This window comes from Saccharopolyspora sp. NPDC045941 (assembly GCF_056431445.1).
The window spans coordinates 148,321-165,914 of record NZ_JBWKKU010000008.1 but is presented as its reverse complement, the minus strand read 5'-3'; the positions used below and the strand labels follow the sequence as shown (position 1 = coordinate 165,914).

Genomic DNA, 17,594 nt, shown 5'->3' with positions numbered 1-17,594 from the left:
CCTCCTCTGTCGTCGGAGCGGTTCAGGAACTCGTTGCCGTCAGGTAGGGGCAGCTCCCGTACGGCGTGGAATCGGCGGCCACGACGCCCTCGGCCGCACGCCGCAGCGCCGCTTGGCGGGGGCTCGCACCCGTCCGCCCGGCCTCGTCGGTGATGTCGTCGACCAGGTCGCGCATCAGGCACGCGAGATTGCCCAGGACCTGCTCGGGCGTGGGAGGTCGTCGGGGCCCGAACAGCGCCTCCATCGACGCCGACCCACCGATTCCGCCGACGAAGTCGGGAATCGCCACGACACCCCGGTCGTTGAGCGTTGCCTCGGCCTGCTCGCTGAGCCCGCAGTTGGCACCGACCACCACGGCACCGACCTGCACGGCCGCCGCCTGGTCGACGCTGAGCGCGTCCGCGCCACCCGCGAGCACCAGCACGTCGGCCGGGACCTTGAAGAGCTCGCCGCGCGGAACCCGCTGTCCGCCGACCCCCATGTCCGGCACCGGAGTCCGCAGTGGATGGTCGACCATCGCGGCGATGTCGAGACCACCGGCCGAGGTGATGGTGCCGTGCTCGTCACCGGCGGCGACCAGCCGCACGCCCTCCTCGAACCACGCGCAGGCCGCGGCGCGGCCGAGGTTCCCGAAGCCCTGCATCGCAACCCGGATCGGTTCGCCCACGCCGATGGTGTGCGCCGCGCCGATGGCCGCGTGCCCGAGCGCGTGCCCCGCGCGGCGTTCGGCCACCGAGAACGAGCCGACCCGGGTTTCCAGCACGGCCATCCGCGCGTGGAAATCCTCATCGGACAGCAGCTGCGCGTTCCGGATTGCGTACTTGATCGACGGCAGGCCGATCGCTGCGGCGTGGCGGTTCAGCTCCTGCCACCCGGTTCCCATGTCCGCGCCCATGCTGTAGCGCGAGCGCAGCTCTTCGCCCAGGAAGGCGAAGAACCGGGACAGGACCTCGGCCTTGTGCTCCGAAGCGGGGTCGAGGTCGAGCCCGCACTTGGCGCCCGCGACGTTGATGCCGAGCACGCGCTGCTTGAGCGTCATCCGGCCGGCCAGCGTCCGGAGCTGGTCGGCGTCCACCCCCGGCTGCACCCGGCACCCGCCGGCCGCGAGGGGCTGTTCCGTCCCGTCGTAGACGAGGAATCCGGGCACTCCGCGCACCGGGTCCTGGAACTCGATCACATGACTCATCTCCGGCCGCTCCGATCTCATTGGTCGCCATCGACGTGGGATTCCAGTGCTCCGGCGACGTCGCGCGGGGTGATGACGGCCGTCGGCAGGCCGTCCCGGAGCACGAGTGCCGCACCTGCCCCGGCCACCGCGTCCGCGACCTCCGCGACCGGCTGCCACCAGCCGACGGTCGGAAGCTCGACGCGGGCGTGCTCGGCGACGGCGTCGGTCAACCGCAGTTCTCCGGACGCGGCGCGCCTCACCAGCTCCGCCTCGGTCACGAATCCCTTGATCTCGGGCAGCCGCACGGGCGGCGCCGCCGCGCTCACCGGCAGGTGGCCCAGTCCCCGCTCCCGCATGATCTTCAGCGCGCCGGACACGGTCTCGTCCGGTGGCAGGAAGGTGATCCCGTCGGGCAGCGACACGTCGCACACCTTCGGTCCGGGCTCCACCGAGGACTCGAAGCCGAACCGGGCGAGCCAGTCGTCGCTGAACATCTTGGACAGGTATCCGCGACCGGAATCCGGGATGAGCACCACGATCACCGCGTCGGGCTCCGCCGTCTCCGCGACTCGCAACGCCGCCGCGACGGCCATCCCGCCGGAACCACCGGTCAGGATCCCCTCTTCCCGGGCCAGCCGGCGGGTCAACTCGACCGACTCGCGGTCGGAGACCATGGCGATCTCGTCGGGGACCCCGGGGTCGTAGGAGCCGGGCAGGCTCGGCTGGCCCACTCCCTCGACGTAGTAGGGGCGGGCCTGCCCACCGGAGTAGACCGAACCTTCCGGGTCCGCGCCCACGACCCGGACACGACCGCCGGACACTTCCTTGAGGTAGCGCCCGGTTCCCGAAATCGTGCCGCCCGTCCCGACTCCCGCCACGAAGTGCGTAACGCGGTGATCGGTCTGCGACCAGATCTCGGGCCCCGTCGCCATGTAGTGCGCGGCGGGGTTGTTCTCGTTGTCGTACTGGTCGAGCCGGCAGGCGCCGGGGATCTCCGCCGCCAGCCGGATCGCGACGTTCCGGTAGAAGTCGGGGTGATCCACGGGTACCGCCGCCGGGCAGACGACCACCTCGGCGCCGTAGGCCCGCAGCACCGCGATCTTGTCGGGCGACACCTTGTCCGGGCAGGTGAACACGCAGCGGTAACCGCGTTGCTGCGCCACCAAGGCCAGTCCGACACCGGTGTTGCCCGACGTCGGCTCGACGAGGGTGCCACCGGGCGCCAGCAGCCCGGAGCGCTCGGCCCCGGTCACCATCGACAGCGCGATGCGGTCCTTAGCCGAACCGCCCGGGTTGAACTGCTCCAGCTTGGCCAGGACCATCGGCCCCGCGCTGCCGGTGACCTTCGTGAGGCGCACTAGCGGGGTGTCGCCGATCAGATCGACGACCGACTCGTGAAACTGCACCACGTCTCCCTAGGACAGCGTTCGGTACGGCGTGATGTGGTGGAGGCTCGTCCTGATCTCCACGACCGCCGGGCCGTGGTGGTCGAGCGCCTTGCGCAGGCAGGGCCGCACCTGGGCCGGGGTGACCGCGGTCAGGCCCAGCGCGCCGAACGACTCGGCCATCCGGGCGAAGTCCGGGTTGGCCAGGTCGGTGGCGACCGTCCGGCCCGGGTAGTCCTTCTCCTGGTGCAGGCGAATCGTTCCGTAGCTGCTGTTGTTGGACACCACGAAGACGACCGGCGCACCGAGATCGCAGGCGGTGGCCAGTTCCCCGCCGTTCATCAGGAAACCGCCGTCACCGACCACCGCGACCGTGGGCGCACCGCCGGATCGCAGCGCGGCGCTGACGCCCGCGCCGACGGAGAAACCCATCGCGCTGGAGCTGATCCCGAGCAAGCGCCCGCCTTCCGCGAACCGGAGGTAGCGGTAGGTCCAGCTGGTGAACGTGCCGGAGTCGACCACCACCGTCACCACGCCGCCGGTGAGTTCGTCGAGCGCCGCCACCACTTCGCCGAAGACCACACCGTCTGCCGCCTCGACCGGCTCCCACACCGCTTTGTCCGCCTCGATCCGGTGCAGCGCCGAGATCCACTCGGATCGACGGCCCGATGGGTCGCTGCTCGGCCCTGTCCCCAGTTGGGCGAGGAAACCGACGGGGTCCGCCACGACACCCACGGAGGTGTCGACGTAGCGCCCGATGCGCGCAGCGTCCGGATAGACGTGCACCAATGGCTGGTCGGGTTCCGGGGCCCGGGGGAACCGCTTTCCCCTGGTCGTCGCATGATCGAGCCGGGTTCCCACCGCGAGCAGCAGATCCGCCGTCGCGAACTCGGCCAACTGGCTCGGCTGCGTGGCGTTGTGCAGGTGCCCCGCATAGCACGGGTGCCGGTTGTCGAGCAGGTGCTGGTTCTTGTTGCTGGTGATCACCGGGAGGTTGTGGCGCTCGGCCACCTCGCGCAGCAGCCGCCTGCCCACCGGGGTGTCCACCATGGACCCGGCCAGCAACACCGGCCGCTCCGCCTGCCCCAGCAGACGCCTGACCTCCGCGAGGTCCCCGCTCGCCAGTTCGGTCCGCGCCAGGCGCGTCCGCTGGGCCGGGACGCCCGCGGCGTCGGGTTCGTCGAGCAGGTTCTCCGGCAGGGTGAGCACCACCGGCCCGGGCGTGCCGGACTCGGCGATGCGGAACGCACGCCGCATGAACTCGCCGATCGCGCGCGGATCGTGCAGCGTCCACACCCCCTTGGCGACCTCGCCGAAGTGCCGCCCGCAGTCGATGTGCTGGAACGCCTCGCGATCGATGCTGTGCGTAGGCACGCCGCCCACCAACACGACCAGCGGGGTGGCGTCCTCTGCCGCCGCATGCACCGCGATCGCCGCATTCGTCGCACCGGGGCCTCGGCTGACCAGGCAGACTCCCGCCCGCCCGGTCAGCTTCGCGTCCGCCAGCGCGGCGAAGCCCGCCGAACCCTCGTGCCGGCACGTCACCACGTCGATCCCGCTGACGTCGTGCAGCGCGTCGAGTACGGGCAGGTAACTCTCCCCCGCCACGCAGAACACCCGGTCGACGTCGTGCCCGAGCAGGCTCGCCACCAACGTGTCGGCGGCCCGCTGCGGCGGCGCGGCACCGGTTCCGGTCGTTGCCATCGGCAGCGTCACGACGCGGGCGGCGGGAAGTACTCGGCGGTCGCGCTGGGCCGCGGATGGATGATCGCGCTGTCGTCGAAGCTCTGCTCGAACTTCTGGTACTGCAGCAGCACGAGTTCGGGCGCCGCGTGGTGCCAGTGCGCGGGGCCGCGTTCGAACCGGATCGGGCCGCGCCAGGTGTCGAACTCCATCGCCTCCAGCGCGTCCAGCACATCCTCCCGGCTGTCCGAGCGCGCCGCCCTGCTCGCGGCGGCGACGATCGTGACATCGGTGAAGTGCGTCAGCGCCGTGTCCGGCGGGAAGTCGCCGTAGCGCTCGGCGTAGCGGTCGATGAACCACCGGCCGATGTCGGTCATGCCCTCCCACGACGGGCGGTAGCGCATCGCGGGCCACATCGCGCCGAGCCCCGCCGGACCGGACAGGCGCCAGAAGTCCGCCGAGCGCAACGGATATCCGAAGGGCACCATCATCGGGGTCGAGGGCAGGATGCCCAGCTCGGCCGCCTGGTTGATGATCAGGTAGTTCGTCCGGATCACACCGCCGTTGATGAACAGGTCCGGACCGAACTCGCGGATCTTGCGCAGCTCCTCGGTCAGGTCGGTGGTGTCGTCCTGCGGGAAGTCGAAGCGCAGGAACTCCATGCCGTGCCGGCTCGTGCCGTACTGCTCCAGCTCGTCCCCGGTCTGGCGGCCGAAGGCGGTGTCCGCGCAGACCATGCCGACCCGCCGCATGCCCTGCGCGGCGGCGAAGTCCAGCATGACCGGAACCCGGTCGGCGATGCTGAAGTACGAGCGGAACACGTTGCGACGCTTCTGCGCGGTGATCGCGCTGAAGCCGTTCTCCACGAAGATCGGCACGTCGTAGCGGGTGGCCACGTCGACCACCCACGGGGTGGTGCGCAGATGCCACTGCCCCATCGCCGCGATCACATCGTCGACCAGCGCGAGCTTGGCCATCTGCCCCGCCGCCGACCGGTACATGCCCTCTTCGCGCGCGGTGGCCTGGTCGTCGTAGAGGACGAGTTCGATCTGCCTGCCGTCGCGCGCGCCGCCCTGCTCCCGGACGTACTCGGCGCCGAGGCAGGCGCCGCGCACGACGAGTTCACCGGCCGTCGGGTCCCCCGGCTCGTTGAGCGGGGTGATCAGCCCGATGCGGATAGGGTTCTCACCGGCGAGTTCGTTCACCGCGCGGACGTTCTCGCGCGCCCGCTGCTCGTGGGTCTGGTCTGGCCGTGCCATGTCAGGTCCTCTCGTCCTTCACTTGTCACTCGGGAGGCCGAACTCGTTGCTGTAGCCGGAAAACCGGTCGTCGAGGGCCTGTTCGTCGAGGCCGAACTGCTCCGGTTCGTAGTGGTGCCCTCCGCCGCCGGATCCGGCACCGAGGTACGAGGCGATGCGCTGCTCCGCCTCGGCGGTGAGCGGGACACCGACGTAGTCGCAGACCTGCGCCACCACGCCGATCGGGTCCACGACGAGGTCGTCGTACCGGAGGTCCAGCGGCGGCGTCGCGAACGGCGCCTGCCCGCTGCGCATCCCGTCCAGCGCCGTGGACACGCGTCGCAGCCAGTACCGGCCGATCTCGTGGTCGTCGACCGCGTCCGAACTCGCGCCACGAACGACGGAGGTCAGGCTGCACACACTGGCCACCGCCACGGCCGGCGAGCGATGCATGCGGATGAGCTTGGCGTGCGGGTACACCTCGGCGAGGTCGTCGAGGTGCCACAGGTGCGTCGGGCTCTTCAGCACCACGGGATCGCCGGAGCCGCGGGCGAGCACGCACTTCAGCTGGGTGCGGTGGAAATCGTAGGAGTCCACCATGGACCGACTGCTGAGCCACTCCGCATAGCTCGGAACGTGGTACCGCAGGGCGAAGATGGAGTCGCGGAAGGTGTTGGCGGTCAGCCGATGGCATTCCTCCGGCATCGTCGCGTCGAGCGGATGGATGGATCTGAACCTGGGGGCCAGCCGGTAGTACTCGTCGATGTAGGAGCGGCATTCCGCGACGAGTTCCGAACGGGGGTTCACGCGACCGGGAGCCATCAGTTCCCACAGCGCCGGAGAACGCAGATCCGGATGGTGCGCCAGCAGGTTCTGCAGGAAGGTCGTACCGGTGCGCAGAAGCCCGGTGATGACGACCGGCTGGAAGTCGATCGCGTCGATCTCGGGCCACTCGGTGATCCGCCGCCGGACGTGCACCTGCTCGACGAGCGCCTTGACCAGCGAGCCCCTTGCCCGGACCCGGCCGCGCGGCGTCAGCTGCGCTTCCGCCTCGATCGCGCGGCACAGCTCCGTCAGCGCCTCGGGGTCGTGCGCGAGTTCCCCGGGATCACCGCCGGTGGCGCGGAGTGCGTCGTCGACGAGCGCGGGCGGGTCGAACGTGACGTCCTGAGCTGATCCGGGCACCTGTCATCGATCCTTCCTCATCACCGAGACCGAGATACTGGCGGATGCGCCGACACGAAAACTTGGTTCCCCGTGAGGCAAACATAGATCTCGAGACCGGCGAAGTCATCGGCTCACGGACGTATTCGCTTCAACCCCGGTTGAAATGTCCGGGGAGAACTCAACCGGGGTTGAGGCCGTCTAGCGCATCGTTGAGATGCCTATCGCGGCACTCGCCGCGGGAACCTCCCCAGGACGCGAAACGGCCGGGGATTCCCCGGGAGGCGGTTCGCGGAAATCGCGCCCGCGCTCCAGGAACACGGGCGCGACGAAGGTGAGCAATCCCAGGCCGATCGACTACGAGGTCCACAGTGGCCGGTGCTGCACGATCCGGGACGCCTCGGCGTCGTCGTGCGGCTGCCCCGCCGGGGAATCAGGCCAGGTCCGGATCTTCCGTGATCAATCCCGCCCGCATGGCGAGGATGACGGCCTGGGCGCGATCGTCCAGACCCAGTTTGTCCAACAGCCGGGAGACGTGCGACTTCACCGTGGAGTCGCTGATCGACAACAGCACGGCGATCGCCGACGGCGTCTTGCCCCGCGCCAGCAGTCCGAGCACTTCCCGCTCCCTGCGAGTCAGTCCGGTGAGCTTCGCCGCCGCATCGGGGTCGACGACCGGGACCTTGCGCACCAGCTCGGTCGCCACGCACTCGATCGCCGACGGGGTGCAGAAGGACCGCCCGCCGGCCACGACGCGGACGGTCTGGACGAGCATCGGCAGCCCGTCGGCTCTGACCGCCAGACCGCGGATGCCGCGGCGCAGCGCCGCCAGCACGTCGTCGGCGGACCACCCGTCGACCAGCGCGACCACCGAGACCGACCTACCGCAGGCCGAGCTGACCGCCGCCAGGTCGAGCACCGGATCCGCGACTTCGGCTACCACGACGTCGGGCTTCAGGCGCTGGTCGAGGCGCCACAGCGATTTCTCCGGCGCGGCCAGGTGGCCGACCACGTTCAGATCGGGTTCCCCGTCAATGGCCATCCGGAGACCCGCTCTGGACAATTCGTCCATACCCCATAATGCGATTTTCCTGACCGCAGCAGCGGCTCTCGAAGAATTTCCCTGTTCGAGCAGCACAGGTTCCCTTCTCCCCAGTCGCAGCACACTCGCAAACCGGCAAGAACCGTTCCACATTGCGGACATCCGCAACAATGCCCCGATCAGAGCAACCGTTTCCTTCGCCCACCCTCCGCCACGGCCGGCGCACTCGCGCTCCGAACGCTATCGAGTGGCGAATGGTGCGACTCCCCGCACCCCGCGCCCGACCGGGGGACGATGCCTGAGGATTGGATCTCCGCTGGTGACGACACCACTGATCGGCTCGGCGGCCTGGCGACCAGAGGGCGTGGCGACATGCCGCAGTGGCCGGCCGCCCATTCTGCGGAGACCGCCCGGCCGTCTTCTTCGCGCGGCGATCGCAGATCGACGAATACCACCCGAAAAGCCTAAGTGCATAACACAAAAAGCATCCGCGCGCCATGGCGAATCATGGTTGCCACATTTCACAATTAATCCACAGCGGACCTGAAAGGCTTCGTCTGCGAGACCAAGTGAAATCGTTACCTCGATTGTCGTGATTCACCCCGTAGGCCGGTTCCGCAAACCGGACTGCTAGATTCACGAGTACGGGTCTGCGTTCAGACACGAGGTTCCCCCCTCCCGCGCGCCTGATCGCTCATGCGCCACGCCGGCTTTCCCGGTCGCGCCGAGCCCGGTGCCGCCGGGACTCCCGCCTCCCGGAAGGACCTCATGACCACGCCTTCAGCAGTTCCACCGGAAACCGCCCTGCTCGCCACCATCTCCCTGGTCCTGCTGACCGGCATCATCGTCATCACGCTCGTGACGAAGCTCGGCCAGCCGCCGGTCGTCGGCGAGATCCTCGCCGGGATCGCGCTCGGCCCCAGCGTTCTGGGACTGCTGCCCGGAAATCCGGTCGAAGTGCTGTTCCCACCGGAAATCCGCCCGTACCTGCACGCCCTCTCCCAGATCGGCCTGATGCTGTTCATGTTCGTCACCGGCTGGGAGCTCGACCTCGGTGTCCTGCGCCGCCGAGCGCGCACGATCGCGTTCACCTCGATCTCCTCGATGCTGGTCCCGTTCGGGCTGGGCATCGGCGCGGCACTGCTGCTGTACCCAGCGCATTCCGATGTGGACGGACAACCGGTCGACCGGACGGCCTTCCTGCTCTACATGGGAACAGCGCTGGCCGTCACGGCGTTGCCCGTGCTGGCAAGGCTCCTGTCCGACAAGGCCATGCACACCAGCCCCCTGGGCACCCTGGCGCTGGCCTGCGCCGCGGCCGCCGACGTGCTCGCCTGGTCCCTGCTGGCCGTGGTGGTGATCATCGTCCAGTCGTCGGGCCCCGGCTCGCTGGTCGTCGCGCTCGCCGGCACGGCCCTCTTCGTGCTGGCCTGCGTTTTCATCCTCCGGCCGATGCTCGCGGCCCTCGTGCGCCGCGCGGCCGGGGGAACGTCGTCGCTGCCGCTGTTCATCATCGTCAGCGCGGGCGTGCTGCTCTGCAGCTACACGACGTCGCTGCTCGGCGTCCACGCGATCTTCGGCGCGTTCGTGTTCGGCCTCGTCATGCCGCGAACCCCGGCCGACCTGCTGCGCCGCTCGGTGGAGGTCCCGGCCCGGAACACCAGCACCCTGCTGCTGCCGATCTTCTTCATCGTCACCGGACTGTCGGTGGACATCACCGCGCTCGGCGCTACCGGCCCGACCGACGCCCTGCTCATCTTCGCCACCGCCTGCGCCGGAAAGCTGGTCGGCGCCGTGGTCCCCGCCCGGCTGACCGGCATGAGCTGGCGCGACAGCGCGGGCCTCGGCGTGCTGATGAACACCCGAGGTCTCACCGAACTCGTCATCCTGGACATCGGCCGCCAACTGCACATCATCGACGGCCCCCTGTTCACCCTCATGACGCTCATGGCGCTGAGCACAACCGCGATGACGGCCCCATTCCTCACCCTTCTGCGGCTGACACCGCAGCAGGCCGAGACGTTCACGCCCGCGCACACCGCCCCGAGGGCGTGACCTTCGCCAGCGGTCACCGGGGTGCGCCCGGTCAGGTCGAACCGGGTGCCCAGCGGACCAGCGGGAGGAAGATCGTGTCGACGATTTCCTCGATCACCTCGGGTGCGACCGGCCGCAGCGTCATCATCGTCTCGCCTCGAAGCAGGTCGAAGGGCAGCGAGGCGATCCGTGGCGTGAGCTTGGCCGGATCGAGCTCGCCGCGCTCGATGGCGCGCTCCATGATCTCGTCGCGTCCGGAGCGGCGCCCGGCGACGATCATCTCGCGCAGCTCGGCGAAACTGGTTTCGGTCTCGGTGAAGTAGCCGGAGAGCAGCAGGCTGAGCTGGGCGAGGAACGGGCCCTGCTTCTCGCTCGCCTCGGTGAGGGTGGCGATCAGGTCGCCGCGCAGGGACCCGGTGTCGGCCGGGGTGATCAGCTGGATGACATTGCGGCGCACGACTGCCGCCTCGACCAGCTTCTGCTTGTCCGCCCAGCGCCGGTAGAGCACCGGTTTGCTGGTGCTGGCTCGCCGGGCGACGGAGTCGACGGTCAGGTTCGCGTATCCCCGCTCGCTCAACTCGTCCCAGGCCGCATCGAGGATCGCCGCCTCGAGCGCTTCGCCGCGCCGTCGTCCCACAACACTCCTTAGACACTTTGACGTTTCTTATCGGTGTACCCTACTCTGGCAGATAAGAAACTAAAACGTATCTTAAGTGAGTGCGTCGTCAGGCCGTGCCGGCACCGTCGCGAGCCCGAAGCAAGGAGTCCTTGATGCAGCAGAGCAGGACCGGAAACGCCGGACCGCACACGAGGTGGAACGGGCGGCTCATCGGCCTGGTGGCCGTCCTGGCCTTGGTGAACTTCGTGGTCGACTCGGCCATCACCGCGCCGCTGCTCGTCCTCCCGGAGATGCTCGACCACTTTGGTACCGACCAGGCGGCGTGGCTCAACGCCACCGCGATGCTGGCGGGAGTGATGTGGGCACCCCTGCTCGGAAGGAGTGCCGACATCTACGGCAAGGGCAGGGTGCTCGTGCTGACGTTGCTCCTCAGCTGCGCGGGCGCCCTCTTGTGCGCCGTGGCCCCCAGCATCTGGGTATTCGTGCCAGGGCGCATGCTGCAGGGAGCGGCTCTGGCCGCCATGTTCCTCTCCGTCGCGATCGTTCGAGGCGCCTGCGCACCCCGCATAGCGATGATCATCGTGGGCATCGTGACCTCCGGCTCCGCGGTGCTCAACATCGTGTCCCGTTTCCTCATCGAGGAACTGGCCGCGGAGTTCGGCTTCCAGATCTTGTTCCTCGTATCGGCCGTCGTCGCGGCCGCGATGGCGATCTGCGCGCGCAGCGTCATTCCCGAATCCCTGATCAGGACGCCGGGAAAGATCGACGTCGGCGGTGCCCTCCTCCTCGGCGGAGGGCTCGCCGGGGTGCTCGGCTACATCAGCCTCGGTTCGGACCTCGGCTGGCTCGCCGTCGGTCCGCTGGCTCTCCTCGTCGGTGGCGCCGGGGCATTGGCCAGGTGGTTCCTGGTCTCGAATCGCAAGCCCGATCCCCTGATCGACGTCAGGGACCTCGGTGGGCCGCTGGTGCTCACGCTCCTCGTCGTCTTCCTCGGAGCCGGTTCGTACCAGAGCATGCTTCAGCTCATCCCCCTCATCGGCGACGTCTCGGCGGATCAGCAACTCGGGTACGGACTGGCCGACCAGGGATCGGTGGCACTGCTGCTCGCGGCGCCGGGACTCGGGGTCATGCTCGGAGGTCCGGTGGCCGGATGGCTCGCCGCACGCATCGGACCGGCCTCGACGTTGGCCGGGGCGGTCATGCTCGGAACGGTGGTGACCATCGGGATGTTCCTCGGGGTTTCCCAGCTCCCCGCCGCGCTCTGCTCCGCATTCCTGCTGGGGGTCACGGTAGGAGCGCTCGGGACATCCGGCTTCAACATGGCGGGCGGCTTGGCGTCCGCCGAACGGCAGGGCATCGTGTCCAGCCTGGTCATGGTGATGGTCTCGATCGGGTCGGTGGTGCTGAACTTCGTGGGCGCGGCCGTGCTCAAGTCGACCGCCGTGGTCGTCGACGGTGAAACGGCGAACTCGGCCACGGGCGTGTTCAGCTACATCGCGATCGCTTCCGGCGCGTTCGCGATCGCCGCGGTGCTGGTCGTCCTGCTCGTCCGAAGCACCCGCCTCAGCCACAAGTCGCCGTCGCCCGACCTCGCGCGGGACGCGGTGTGACGGACCGCTGACGAGGTCGGCATTTTCCCCGCGTACGAGGTGAACCGAGTTGGTTTTCGAACGTTCCACAACGGACTTGGGAGTTGACGAATGGGCATGAGAACTGCACCGAAAGGCAAGGTCCTGGTTTCCGGCGCGAGCATCGCGGGTCCCGCCGTGGCGTTCTGGCTGCACCGGTGTGGATTCGCGGTGACGGTGGTGGAGAAGTCCACCGGACTGCGGGGCGGTGGGTACCCGATCGACGTGCGTGGCACCGCGGTGGAGGTGGCCCGCCGGATGGGAATCCTGCCGCAGCTCCAGGAAGCGCACATCGAGTCGCGCCGGTTGACCTTCCTCGATGCCGACGGCAGCGAGGGCGCGGTGGTGCATCCACAGGCGGTGGCCGGCGGGGTCGAGGGACGTGACGTCGAGGTGCCCCGCGGGGATTTGGCAGAAGTCCTGTACGGGGCCGTCCGTGACGAGGTGGAGTTCGTGTTCGACGACTCCATCGATGCGCTCGCGGAACACGCGCACGGTGTCGACGTCACCTTCCGCAGCGGGGTCCAGCGCAGCTTCGACCTGGTCTTGGGTGCGGACGGGCTGCACTCGCGCACCCGGGAGCTCGTGTTCGGCCCCGAGCAGCGGTTCCACCGCTATCTGGGGTACTGCTTCGCCTTGTTCACCATGCCCAACACCTTCGGGCTCTCCCATGAAGTGCTCATCTGGAACACTCCCGGAAGGGCTGCGGCGCTCTACGCGGTCGGAGACAGCAACGAGCTACACGCATTCCTCAACTTCGCCCACCCCGAACCTCCGTACGAGGTCCTCCGCGACCCCGAGGCACAACGCGACCTCGTCGCCACCACCTTCGCCAACGACGGATGGGAAATCCCGGCCATGGTCGCGGCCATGCGCCACGCGAACGATCCGTTCTTCGACACCGTGAGCCAAGTCCACATGCCGTGCTGGTCCAGCGGCCGGGTCGCGCTCGTCGGCGATGCCGCCTACGCCCCGTCGTTCCTGACCGGGCAAGGGTCCAGCCTCGCCCTCGTCGGCGCCTACGCGCTCGCCGGCTCGCTGGCCGCCCATCGCGACCACACCGCGGCCTTCGCCGCCTACGAACGCGACATCCGCGGATTCGTCGAACTGAACCAGGCACAGGTCGGCGAAGGCGCCGCAGCGCTCTTCCCCACCACCGCCGAAGCCCTCGAAAGACGCAACGACGAACTTCGCAGCCGCACCGCCTTGCCACCGGAAACCGGGCGCCCAGCCCACACAGCCCTCACATTGCCCGAATACAGTCCCCCGTCGACGGCGAACCCCTCCGCTGGGCCTTGATCCACACCACTAGCGAACGGCCGCGGGCCCCGGAGCGACGTTCGCTCCTTCCGGGATCGGGAAGTTCACCCCCGTCAAGGGAGTGACGTGCGAACTCTGGATCTTCCACTTCCCGTCTTCGACCAGGTACCGGTCGCGATATTCCAACGACGCCTGCTCGACGACGCCGTCGGCGAGGTTGACCCTCATGAACCAGAAGGTCCAGCTACCGACCGCGGTGTTCGCGTCGATCAGTTCGATGTCCGGGTGCATCCCGTGGTGGATGTCGTTGTAGAGCCAGCGGTCGCCGTCGCGGCGCAAGGCCAGCTTGTTGTACAGCTCGACGAGCTTCTCGCGATCGTCGAAGCCGCCGAGGCCGGGGCCGTAGTCGATGTCGGCGCCCTCGCGCACGAAGCACTCCCGGAAGGCATCGGGATCCTTGCTGTCGCATGCTCGCCAGTACCGGTACTTCAGGCGTTCGATCTCCTGAATCGCCTCCAGGCGCGCGACCCTGCGAGCGAGGTCGCGCACATCCACGTCGCCGTCATCGAACACTTCTGCCTCCTCGTTCGCCGGACTCGCCAACGGCCATCCCGCGTTCGGCGGTTCAGCATGTCAACAGAGGGGGTCCTGACCGAGCCCCGGAACCATCGGGCGACGAACGTCGATCGCGCTCCCCTCAATCCACAATGGAGTCGCTGAACTCGACCGGGGAGCCGAGGAACTCCCGGTGCGACGCCGGGGAGGTGCCGTCGACGTCGACCACTCCCAGTTCCTCGCCGACCTCGGCTCCGACCAGCACCCGCCCGGTCCACCGCATCCGATCGGGGTGCTCGGCGAGCGCGGCGATGACCCGTCCGGTGAACTCCGGCGACTCGGCCATCGCGGTCAGCTCGCCGTAGCGCACGGGATCCGAGTTCAGCACCGCCTCGGTCCGCTCGGTGCGCAGCAGTCCCATCCAGATCGACACGGCCGCCACGTCGAACGGCTTGAGGTCCACCGCCATGTCGTGCGCCATCTTGTCCACACCTGACTTCACCGCACCGTAGGCGGGGCCGTGCATGTAGCAGGTGGCGCCGAAGGACGAGGTGTTGACCAGCAGGCCGCCACCAGTGCCGACGAGCAGCGGCGCACCGTAGTAGCTGGACACGTAACTGGAACGCAGCCCGACCTCGAACATCTCCTGCAACGCCAGCGGCTTGGACCAGAACGGCCCCTTGGTCGCGAGCTGGTCCGGGATGATGAACGCGTTGTTCACCAGGATGTCCAGCCGGCCGTGGTCGGCGCGCACCCGCTCGAACAGCGCCGCGACCTGGGCGTCATCGCGATGATCGCAGACGACCGGAACTCCGGTGCCGCCCCTGCGGTCGATCTCCTCGGCGGTGGCGAAGACCGTGCCCGGTAGCGACGCCTCGCCCTCCCGCCGAGTCCGGCCGGTGACGTAGACCGTGGCGCCGGTTCGGCCGAGCGCGAGCGCGATTCCCTTGCCCGCGCCCCGGCTCGCGCCGGTGACCACCGCGACGCGGCCGCCGCTCACAGCTCGCCCGCCATGCCGAGTGGCCCACCGCACGAGACGACCGCGAGATCGTCGACCTCCGAGCTGCTCGGCATCGCCCGCCCGGACGTTCGTTCATCGGCCATGTACCCGCTCCCGGTCCCTGACGCACGAGTCGACTGCGACAACGCAGAACCAAACGCTTGCTTGAGCGTATCGAAGGCGGTCGGCAAGTCAAGCCCCGGCAGCGGATCCCGCCGGGCCCGGTGCGCGGCGGGCGTCGTAGACCATCACCTGGTCTGCGCATCAGGTGACGAAGGGGAAGACCCCGAATTCCTCCTCAGCGCCCCTTCTCGGGGCGCGGCCTCGGGTGCCACCAGATCGCCGAAGCGGTGTTCGGCGATTCGGGCGACCTCCAAGGCAGCGGCGTGGCATTCGTAGGCGGGAGCGTTGTGGAGCCGCCGCGCCCCTTGGTCCAGTACTGCTTGGAGATGTGGGCGCTCACGCAGGCACATGATGAGCGGGAAGCCGAAGCGGTCCCGGTAGGCGTCGGTGAGTTCGTCCAGTTGTTCCTGCTCCCGATCGGCCAGATCGGTCAGCCCGGGAACGGAGTGGTCGCGGAGGGACATCCCGCCGCTGTCCCCGCTGACCACCGGTCCCCCCAGGTCCGGGTAGAACGACAGCAGTCGCCGCACTTCGTCCTCGCTGGAGTCGAAGAACGCCGTCAGGAGGGCCGTCCTGAGGTCGGTCACGTCAGCGAACGGTCGCTGCTCGCACGCTCGATCGATGGCCCGCGTCGGACCTTGGAACAGTGGCGCGAAGGTGGCTTTGAACTCCTGGGCGGTCATGTCGTTGATCTGCTCCAGCGGAAGTCCGGCGGCACTGGACGACTCGTCGTCCGTGGCCTTGCGCCGTCTGCCGAAGTGGTGGAAGACCAGGTTCAGGACGATCGCCGTGATGGCGCCCATCGTGGTCCCGCTGCCGCCGAAGATCTGCGCCCAGTCCGGGACGGCGTCCTTCACCCCGGGCACCATCGTGACGTACATGGCCATCCCGATGCTGGCCGCGACGATCACGGAGTTGCGGTGATCGCGGAAGTCGACCCGCGACAGGATCTGGAGCCCCACCACGGCGACCATGGCGAACATGGCCAGGGAAGCGCCGCCGAGCACGGGTGCGGGGATCGCCGTGATGACGGCCGCGAACTTCGGCACCGAACCGAGCGCGATCATGAAAAGCCCGGCCACGCTGATCACCCACCGGCTCTTCACCCCGGTGAGCCGCACCAGGCCCACGTTCTCGCTGAAGCAGGTGTACGGGAACGAGTTCAGGGCCCCGCCGATCACCCCCGAGAGCCCGTCCGCCCGCATCGCGCGGGTGATGTCGTCGCCCCGCACCCGCCTGTCGACGATCTCCGACACCCCGGTCACCGCGCCGGTGGTCTCGATCACCGTGATCATCATGACCACCATCATCGAGACGACCCCGCCCACCGAGACCATCGGGATGCCGAACTGGAACGGGGTCGACAACCCCATCCAGGAGGCCTGCCCCACATCGTCGAAGTCGGTGTCTCCCAGCGCCCAGGCCGCGAACGTGCCGAGCACCAGCCCGAGCAGAACGCCCACTGTGGACAGGAATCCCCGCGACACCTTGTGCACCAGCACGATGACGGCGAACGTGCCGAGGGCGTAGGCCATGTTCCGGCCGCTGCCGGGATGGAACGCGGCACCTTCACCTCCGGCCGCGCTCGTCGCCGCGACCGACAGCAGGCTCAACCCGATGATGGCGATGACCGACCCCGTCACGACCGGCGGGAAGTACCGCATCATGCGCCCGAAGACCGGGGCGATCACGAAGGTGATCAGCCCGGCCACGATCACGGCGCCGTAGACCATCCGCAGCCCCTCCGCGCCACCGCCCGCACCCAGCCCGATGGCGACCATCGGCGCCACCGCCACCGCCGACACCCCCTGGAGCAACGGGAGCCGCACTCCCACCTTCCAGAACCCGACCGACTGGATGATGGAGGCGATACCGCAGGTCAGCAGGCACGCGTTGATGAGGTGCACGAGCTGACCGCCGTCCAAGCCCAGGGACGACGCCAGCAGGGTCGGGATGACGATCGCCCCACCGGCGAAGAACGCCAGCACGTGCTGGAACCCGAAGATGGCCAGTTTCGCCACCGACGGCACCTCGTCCACGGGGTGGCGGCGAGGCCGCGCGTCGCCGCTCATGACGGATGTCCCGCGGCGGCGCGGAAGATCCCGGGCATCAAGGGCAGTCCCGGCACCCGCTGGACCCGATCGCACCAGCGCCGCACGGCGGGATAGTCCTGGCGGGAGATGCCGCCTTCCTCGCAGAGCGCGACATCTCCGAAACAAGCGATGTCGCCGAGCGAGAACGCGCCCACCAGGAAGTCTTCGCCCTGCCGTTCCATGAACCACAGGTGGCGGTCCAACACGCGCAGCAGCCGATGCGCCTCTGCCTGAACCTGCGGAAGGTCCGTCGGCTCACCGAAGGCTTCGTGCCGACGCGCCGCGCCCGCGGACGCGGCCAGAGCACGCCCGAAGGCCAGCCAGTCCAGCATCGCTGCGTGACCAGCAGGATCCTCACCGCGCACGAGCGCGCCCTCGCTGTCGTACACCCGAGCCAGGTACAGCACGGCCGACTCGGCATGATGCGCAACCGCCGCGGGCTCAACCTGTTCGTCGACGAGCACCAGAGCCGGCCGGCGATCGTCCGGGGCGAACTCGTACTCCTCCAAGGCCACCGAACGGAATTCCAACCCGAGGACGCCCAGCAACGCGCGGACCTGGTAGCACTCCGCGGACGTCTCGTCGTCGTAGAGGACGATCAT

General features: G+C 68.8%; 14 protein-coding genes. 3 read left to right on the top strand and 11 right to left on the bottom strand.

The window, feature by feature from the left end; all coding sequences use genetic code 11:
- Nucleotides 1–22 precede the first annotated feature (22 nt).
- The 6 genes from AC07FN_RS09000 to AC07FN_RS08975 form a co-directional block, all read right to left on the bottom strand.
- Nucleotides 23–1,186: a Glu/Leu/Phe/Val dehydrogenase dimerization domain-containing protein gene (locus AC07FN_RS09000; protein WP_478395127.1), complete on the bottom strand. Its 1,164-nt coding sequence runs from the start codon at nt 1,184–1,186 to the stop codon at nt 23–25.
- A 17-nt stretch (nt 1,187–1,203) separates the two neighbouring features.
- Nucleotides 1,204–2,574, bottom strand: a complete 1,371-nt coding sequence (locus AC07FN_RS08995) for a pyridoxal-phosphate dependent enzyme (RefSeq protein WP_478395126.1) — start codon at nt 2,572–2,574, stop codon at nt 1,204–1,206.
- Between the two features lie 9 nt (nt 2,575–2,583).
- Entirely contained in the window at nt 2,584–4,257 is a 1,674-nt protein-coding gene (locus tag AC07FN_RS08990) for a thiamine pyrophosphate-dependent enzyme (RefSeq protein WP_478395125.1), read from the bottom strand.
- Between the two features lie 8 nt (nt 4,258–4,265).
- Nucleotides 4,266–5,495, bottom strand: coding sequence for an ABC transporter substrate-binding protein (locus AC07FN_RS08985; protein WP_478395124.1), 1,230 nt, complete (start codon nt 5,493–5,495; stop codon nt 4,266–4,268).
- An 18-nt stretch (nt 5,496–5,513) separates the two neighbouring features.
- Nucleotides 5,514–6,659 (bottom strand): sulfotransferase family protein, encoded by a 1,146-nt coding sequence (locus tag AC07FN_RS08980; RefSeq protein ID WP_478395123.1) that lies wholly within the window; start codon nt 6,657–6,659, stop codon nt 5,514–5,516.
- A 412-nt stretch (nt 6,660–7,071) separates the two neighbouring features.
- Nucleotides 7,072–7,680, bottom strand: coding sequence for a helix-turn-helix domain-containing protein (locus AC07FN_RS08975; RefSeq protein WP_452615400.1), 609 nt, complete (start codon nt 7,678–7,680; stop codon nt 7,072–7,074).
- A 768-nt stretch (nt 7,681–8,448) separates the two neighbouring features.
- Between AC07FN_RS08975 and AC07FN_RS08970 the strand changes: the two genes are divergently transcribed.
- Nucleotides 8,449–9,735, top strand: coding sequence for a cation:proton antiporter domain-containing protein (locus AC07FN_RS08970; RefSeq protein ID WP_478395122.1), 1,287 nt, complete (start codon nt 8,449–8,451; stop codon nt 9,733–9,735).
- Between the two features lie 31 nt (nt 9,736–9,766).
- Here AC07FN_RS08970 and AC07FN_RS08965 read toward each other — a convergent pair whose 3' ends face one another.
- Nucleotides 9,767–10,351, bottom strand: coding sequence for a TetR/AcrR family transcriptional regulator (locus tag AC07FN_RS08965; RefSeq protein WP_478395121.1), 585 nt, complete (start codon nt 10,349–10,351; stop codon nt 9,767–9,769).
- 134 nt (nt 10,352–10,485) lie between these two features.
- On the opposite strand from AC07FN_RS08965, the gene AC07FN_RS08960 reads away from it, so the two are divergent.
- On the top strand, nt 10,486–11,943 hold the full coding sequence (locus tag AC07FN_RS08960) for an MFS transporter (RefSeq protein ID WP_478395120.1): 1,458 nt from the start codon (nt 10,486–10,488) through the stop codon (nt 11,941–11,943).
- Between the two features lie 96 nt (nt 11,944–12,039).
- Entirely contained in the window at nt 12,040–13,260 is a 1,221-nt protein-coding gene (locus tag AC07FN_RS08955) for an FAD-dependent monooxygenase (RefSeq protein ID WP_478395119.1), read from the top strand.
- Between the two features lie 9 nt (nt 13,261–13,269).
- Here AC07FN_RS08955 and AC07FN_RS08950 read toward each other — a convergent pair whose 3' ends face one another.
- The 4 genes from AC07FN_RS08950 to AC07FN_RS08935 all read right to left on the bottom strand — a co-directional run bounded on the left by AC07FN_RS08950 (nt 13,270) and on the right by AC07FN_RS08935 (nt 17,594).
- On the bottom strand, nt 13,270–13,794 hold the full coding sequence (locus AC07FN_RS08950) for a nuclear transport factor 2 family protein (protein ID WP_478395118.1): 525 nt from the start codon (nt 13,792–13,794) through the stop codon (nt 13,270–13,272).
- 124 nt (nt 13,795–13,918) lie between these two features.
- Entirely contained in the window at nt 13,919–14,776 is an 858-nt protein-coding gene (locus tag AC07FN_RS08945) for an SDR family NAD(P)-dependent oxidoreductase (RefSeq protein WP_478395117.1), read from the bottom strand.
- Nucleotides 14,777–15,024: 248 nt separating this feature from the next.
- Nucleotides 15,025–16,971, bottom strand: coding sequence for a solute carrier family 23 protein (locus AC07FN_RS08940; RefSeq protein WP_478395116.1), 1,947 nt, complete (start codon nt 16,969–16,971; stop codon nt 15,025–15,027).
- Entirely contained in the window at nt 16,968–17,594 is a 627-nt protein-coding gene (locus tag AC07FN_RS08935) for a glutathione S-transferase family protein (protein ID WP_478395115.1), read from the bottom strand. Before AC07FN_RS08935 ends, AC07FN_RS08940 begins: the two co-directional genes overlap by 4 nt.

Bases quoted from the DNA above. Each gene is read 5' to 3' on its own strand.
- AC07FN_RS08970 (WP_478395122.1), top strand. From the start codon at position 8,449: ATGACCACGCCTTCAGCAGTTCCACCGGAAACCGCCCTGCTCGCCACC.
- AC07FN_RS08940 (WP_478395116.1), bottom strand. From the start codon at position 16,971: ATGAGCGGCGACGCGCGGCCTCGCCGCCACCCCGTGGACGAGGTGCCG.
- AC07FN_RS08955 (WP_478395119.1), top strand. From the start codon at position 12,040: ATGAGAACTGCACCGAAAGGCAAGGTCCTGGTTTCCGGCGCGAGCATC.
- AC07FN_RS08975 (WP_452615400.1), bottom strand. From the start codon at position 7,680: ATGGCCATTGACGGGGAACCCGATCTGAACGTGGTCGGCCACCTGGCC.
- AC07FN_RS08960 (WP_478395120.1), top strand. From the start codon at position 10,486: ATGCAGCAGAGCAGGACCGGAAACGCCGGACCGCACACGAGGTGGAAC.
- AC07FN_RS09000 (WP_478395127.1), bottom strand. From the start codon at position 1,186: ATGAGTCATGTGATCGAGTTCCAGGACCCGGTGCGCGGAGTGCCCGGA.
- AC07FN_RS08990 (WP_478395125.1), bottom strand. From the start codon at position 4,257: ATGGCAACGACCGGAACCGGTGCCGCGCCGCCGCAGCGGGCCGCCGAC.
- AC07FN_RS08935 (WP_478395115.1), bottom strand. From the start codon at position 17,594: ATGATCGTCCTCTACGACGACGAGACGTCCGCGGAGTGCTACCAGGTC.
- AC07FN_RS08985 (WP_478395124.1), bottom strand. From the start codon at position 5,495: ATGGCACGGCCAGACCAGACCCACGAGCAGCGGGCGCGCGAGAACGTC.